Annotated in this window: 4 protein-coding genes; 3 read left to right on the top strand and 1 reads right to left on the bottom strand. The window is 68.9% G+C overall.

Annotated elements, in window-relative coordinates:
* Positions 1-986 (bottom strand): GDP-mannose 4,6-dehydratase (locus tag AB0D04_RS42060; RefSeq protein WP_362712712.1); only part of this gene is annotated, 986 nt, incomplete at its 3' end.
* A gap of 407 nt (positions 987-1,393) precedes the next feature.
* On the opposite strand from AB0D04_RS42060, the gene AB0D04_RS42055 reads away from it, so the two are divergent.
* From AB0D04_RS42055 to AB0D04_RS42045, 3 genes are all read left to right on the top strand, one after another.
* Entirely contained in the window at positions 1,394-3,202 is a 1,809-nt protein-coding gene (locus AB0D04_RS42055) for an ABC transporter ATP-binding protein (protein ID WP_362712710.1), read from the top strand.
* The gene (locus tag AB0D04_RS42050; protein ID WP_362712708.1) at positions 3,180-4,988 is read left to right on the top strand and encodes an ABC transporter ATP-binding protein; all 1,809 of its coding nucleotides are present in this window, start codon (positions 3,180-3,182) and stop codon (positions 4,986-4,988) included. The genes AB0D04_RS42055 and AB0D04_RS42050 overlap by 23 nt, the downstream gene beginning before the upstream one ends.
* Before the next feature lie 127 nt (positions 4,989-5,115).
* The coding region (locus AB0D04_RS42045) for an alcohol dehydrogenase catalytic domain-containing protein (protein ID WP_362712706.1) at positions 5,116-5,799 on the top strand (684 nt) is incomplete at its 3' end.

Below are 5,799 nucleotides of genomic sequence, written 5' to 3'. Positions count from 1 at the left end.
GACGCCTGGCGCAGATCGGAGTCGACCATCATGCGCATCAGTTCGGGGAAGTCGACGGTGGGCTCCCAGCCCAGCTGGGTGCGGGCGCGCTCGGCATCCGCGCACAGGATCTCCACCTCAGCCGGGCGCACCAGCGAGGGGTCGATGCTGACGTAGTCCTCCCAGTTCAGGTTCACATGCTCGAAGGCGATGCGGACGGCGTCGCGGACCGAGTGCATCTGGCCGGTGCCGATCACGTAGTCGCCCGGCTCGTCCTGCTGCAGCATCAGGTGCATGGCGCGAACGTAGTCTCCGGCGAAGCCCCAGTCGCGCACGGCGTCGAGGTTGCCCAGGGACATCTTGTCCTGGTAGCCGAGCTTGATGCGGGCTACCGCGAGCGAGATCTTCCGGGTCACGAACTCCGCTCCACGGCGCGGGGATTCGTGGTTGAACAGCATGCCGGAGACCGCGTACATGCCGAAGGACTCACGGTAGTTGCGGGTGATGAAGTGCCCGTAGGTCTTCGCCACGCCGTAGGGGCTGCGCGGCCGGAAGATGGTGGTCTCGCACTGCGGGGTCTCGGCGACCTTGCCGAACATCTCCGACGAGGACGCCTGGTAGAAGCGGATCTGACCACCGTCGCCGCCCCGCGAGCCGTTCAGGCCGCTGATCATGCGGATCGCCTCCAGCATGCGCAGCACGCCCATGCCGTTGATCTCGGTGACGAGTTCGGCCTGCTGCCAGGACATCGGCACGAAGGAGATCGCACCGAGGTTGTAGATCTCGTCGGGCTGCACCTTGTCGACAGCTGACACCAGGCTGGCCTGGTCCATCAAGTCGCCGTCGACGAAGGACAGATCGGAGACGAGCCGGCTGACCCGCGACTTTCGGGGATTCGCCTGACCCCGCATCAGGCCCCACACCTGGTACCCCTGCGCGAGCAGGTGCTCGGCCAGATAGGAGCCGTCCTGCCCGGTAATTCCGGTGATCAGCGCACGCTTGGACATCTCATTCCTTTCCTCCGCACAGAACAGACCGCCCAAACGCAGAGCCGAGTCTGCTACTTGAACTGTTGGTTACTTGAACTGTTGGCTACTTGGCCACTTGGCGCCGAATGGCGCCGAAAGCGCCGCGGTCCGGACGCCGGGATAAGCGCACGCTTGCAAGCGGCCGGTAGCGGTGTCAAGAAATTCCGGAAACACTACGGAATTCCGGAGTCCCCACCACCGTGCGTTCATGGCCTGTGCGAGAAATGTCGCCGCATCCGGTGCGGCCCGCGGCACCCCGCCACCGGGACACTACGGATTTTCCTGTGTGCGGTGCGCTGCACTGTCCAGGTGTGCCCCGTCCAGGCCCGGTGGGCGCCTCATCCGCGCCACCGACCGGACCTGCCCGTCTCCTGGAGCGTCGCCCGGTGCTGCTCAGACTTCTCCGAACCCGACTCCGTCCCCACCGGCGCTTCGTCGTCCTGCTGGGACTGCTGCAACTGGCGCAGATCATGGCCACCTTGGCCCTGCCGACGCTGGGCGCCGCGGTCATCGACAACGGCGTGGTCAAGGCCGACAGCGGCTACATCACCCGGACCGGCCTGGGCATGCTGGCCGTGGCGCTCGTACAGGTCGCGGCGTCCGTGGGTGCGGTGTCGCTGAGCGCGCGTACGGCCATGGCGATGGGCCGCGACCTGCGCTCGGCCGTCTTCCGCCGGGTGCTGGACTTCTCGGCCCGTGAGGTCGGGCAGTTCGGCACTCCGTCGCTGATGACGCGTACCGTCAACGATGTCCAGCAGGTACAGATGCTGGCGCTTTCCGCGTTCGGCGTCGTCGTGTCGGCGCCCCTGATGTGTCTGGGCAGCATCGCGCTCGCACTCCAGCAGGACATTCCGCTCACGCTGCTCCTGGTGGCACTGATGGTGGCCCTCGGAATGTCATTCGGCCTCATTCTCGGCCGCACCGATCCGTTCTACGAACGGATGCAGAAATACCTGGACCGCATCAACGGCCTGCTGCGCGAACGCATCACGGGAGTCCGCGTCGTACGGGCTTTTGTGCGCGACGGCCACGAAGGCGCGAGATTCGGCCGAACCAATTCCGAATTGTGTGACATCTCGTTGCACGTCGGCCGGCTGCTGGCCACCATCGTCCCCGTCGTGCTGCTGGTCCTGAACGCCTTCATGGCGGCTGTGGTGTGGTTCGGCGCCCACCGCATCGACGCCGGAGCGATGCGGTTCGGTGCGCTCAGCGCGTTTCTGAGCTATCTGACGCTGATCCTGATGTCGGTGGTGATGGTGACGTTCGTGTGTCTGGCGATGCCACGGGCGAGGGTCTCGGCCGAGCGCATCCAGCAGGTGCTGGCGACCGAGCCGAGCGTGACGACACCGCCGCGGCCCGTACGCGCCGTGCCCGCGACCGGTCAACTGTCCCTGAACGGCGCCGGGTTCAGGTATCCGGGAGCGCAGGAGCCGGTGCTGAGCGGGATCGATCTGAGCGCCGGCCCCGGCGAGACGGTGGCGATCCTCGGCAGCACCGGCAGCGGCAAGACCACCCTGCTCAACCTCGTGCTGCGGCACTTCGACGCCACCGAGGGCTGCGTCCACGTGGGCGGCGTCGACGTACGCACACTGGACTCGGAGGTGCTGCGCCGCACCGTCAGCTTCGTCCCGCAGCGGGCGTACCTCTTCTCCGGCACCCTCGCCGGCAATCTGCGCTTCGGCAACCCCGACGCCTCCGACGACGAGCTCTGGCACGCGCTGGAGATCGCGCAGGCCCGAGATTTCGTTGAGCGCCTGCCGCAGGGGCTGAACTCGCCGATCACGCAGGGCGGCACCAATGTGTCCGGCGGGCAGCGGCAGCGCCTGGCGATCGCCCGCGCCCTGCTGCGCAGGCCGGACATCTATCTCTTCGACGACTGCTTCTCCGCGCTGGACCACGCCACGGACGCCGCGCTGCGGGCCGCCCTGGAACCGGAGATCTCCCGGGCAACGGTGCTCACCGTCGCCCAGCGCGTCAGCACCGTCCAGCACGCACAGCGCATCGTTGTCCTGGACGCGGGTCGAATGGCCGCCACCGGAACGCACGAGGAGCTGCTGCGCACCAGTACGGCGTATCGGGACATCGCCCGGTCCCAACTCACCGCGATCACCGGCCACTACGGCGGCTCCGGCCCGGACGCCGGAACCGCCACGACCCCTCAGGAGGCTGTCCATGGTCTCGGCGGACAGCTCTAGCCGCGGGCGGCGCGGCCCTGCCCGCCGCACGCTGGCACTGCTGCGACCACACCGTGCCCTGGTCGCCGTGGCGGTCGCCCTCGGCATCGGCGGCGTCGCGCTCAACGCGGCGGGCCCGATGCTCCTCGGCAAGGCCACGGACCTCGTCTTCGACGGCATCCGGCACCCCCGTGGATCCGGCGGGGTCGACTTCGACGGGATCGCCCGTGTGCTGCTGATCGCGCTGGTGCTCTTCGCCGCCGCCTCCTTCCTCACCCTCCTCCAGGGGCGACTGGTCTCGGCCGTCGTGCAGCGTGTGGTCTTCGCGCTGCGCCAGTCCGTGGAGGCCAAGCTCGCCCGCCTGCCGCTGCGGTACTTCGATCGCCACCCGGCGGGTGAGGTGCTCAGCCGGGTGACCAACGACGTCGACAACTTCCAGCAGACCCTCCAGCAGACCCTCAGCCAGCTGATCACAGCGGTCTTCTCCGTACTGAGCATGCTGGTGCTGATGCTCGTCATCTCGCCGCTGCTGGCACTGATCATGGTGGCCTGCGTACCGGTGTCCGCCGTGCTCGCGGCCTGGATCAGCAAGCGCGCACAACCGCGGTTCGCCCGTCAATGGTCCGTCACCGGAGCGCTGAACGCCCACGTCGAGGAGGTCTACACCGGTCACGCGCTGGTCAAGGGCTTCGGGCGGCGCGAGCAGGCCGAGCGCGCCTTCGACGAGCACAACGAAGCCCTCTACCGCGCCGGCGCACAGGCCCAGTTCGTCTCCGGCGCCATCGAGCCGTCGATGATGTTCGTCGCCAACCTCGGCTATGTCGTCGTGGCGGTCGTCGGCGCGCTGCGCGTGGTCGCCGGGGCCCTGTCCGTCGGCGACGTCCAGGCGTTCGTCCTCTACTCCCGGCAGTTCAGCCAGCCGATCGTCGAGGTCGCCGGCATCGCCGCCCGCCTGCAGTCCGCCCTCGCCTCCGCGGAGCGGATCCACGACCTCCTGGACGCGGACGAGCAGGGACCCGACCCCGACCGCCCCGCGCGACTCCACAAGGCCGACGGAAAAGTCCAGTTCGAAAAGGTCTGCTTCCGCTACTCCCCCGGCACCCCCCTCATCGAGGACCTCTCCCTCACCGTCGAACCCGGCCGGACCGTGGCGGTCGTCGGTCCGACCGGCGCGGGCAAGACCACCCTGGGCAACCTCCTCATGCGCTTCTACGAAACCGACGGGGGGCGCATCCTCCTCGACGGCACCGATATCACCACCCTGACCCGCGAGGACCTGCGCTCCCACATCGGCCTGGTGCTCCAGGACGCCTGGCTCTTCTCCGGCACCATCGCCGAGAACATCGCCTACGGACGCCCCGACGCCACACGCGAGGAGATCGTGGCCGCCGCCCGCGCCACGTGCGCCGACCGCTTCATCCGCACCCTGCCGCACGGCTACGACACCGTCCTGGACGAGGAGTCGACCAACGTCAGCGCGGGCGAGAAGCAGCTCATCACCCTCGCACGGGCCTTCCTGGCGCGGCCCTCGATCCTGCTCCTGGACGAGGCGACCAGCTCCGTCGACACCCGCACGGAGGCCCTCATCCAACGCGCGATGCACTCGCTGCGCGCGGGCCGCACCAGCTTCGTCATCGCCCACCGCCTCTCCACCATCCGCGACGCGGACCTGATCCTCGTCATGGAAGGCGGCCGCATCGTCGAGCAAGGCACCCACGACCAACTCCTGGCCGCCGCGGGGGCCTACGCCCGTCTGCACGACGCTGTGGGGCCCGGTGCCGGGCTGGAGGGTGCCTCGCCACGCTGAACCGGCCCGGTCCAAGACGTTGTTTCCGTCGTCCCCACGCCGTCGTCCCCACGCCGGCGCGCCGCACCGCCCCGCACCGCCCCGCACCGCACGACCTGACGAATCGCTCGAAAGGAGCCGATCCACCATGCCCGACAGCCATGCCCTGAACGCGCTGCTGGCCGCGATCAGCGCGCCCGACCGCACCCCCGAGGACATCGCCGCGCTTCCCCTGCCCGAGTCCTTCCGGGCCGTGACCGTCCACAAAGAGGACACCGAGATGTTCCGCGGCATGACCGGCGCGGACAAGGATCCGCGCAAGTCGCTGCGCGTCGACGAGGTGCCGATGCCCGAACTGGGCCCCGGCGAAGCGCTGGTCGCGGTGATGGCCAGCTCGGTCAACTACAACACGGTGTGGTCGTCCCTCTTCGAGCCGCTGCCGACCTTCGGCTTCCTGGAGCGCTACGGGCGCACCTCGCCGCTCGCCAAGCGGCACGACCTGCCGTACCACATCCTCGGCTCCGACCTGGCCGGCGTGGTGCTGCGCACCGGCCCGGGGGTGAACGTCTGGAAGCCCGGCGACGAGGTCGTGGCGCACTGCCTGTCGGTGGAGCTCGAGAGCCCGGACGGACACGACGACACCATGCTCGACCCGGCCCAGCGGATCTGGGGCTTCGAGACCAACTTCGGCGGCCTGGCCGAGATAGCCCTGGTCAAGGCCAACCAGCTCATGCCCAAGGCCGCCCACCTCACCTGGGAGGAGCACCGCCGACACGCTGCGCCATGTCGGCCTCTACGAGGAGCGCTACCGCCCCATCGGCGGCTATTCGAC

This window comes from Streptomyces sp. NPDC048483 (assembly GCF_040651455.1).
GTDB lineage: Bacteria > Actinomycetota > Actinomycetes > Streptomycetales > Streptomycetaceae > Streptomyces.
The sequence above is the reverse complement of the archived record's forward strand: the minus strand, read 5'-3'. Positions and strand labels throughout refer to the sequence as shown.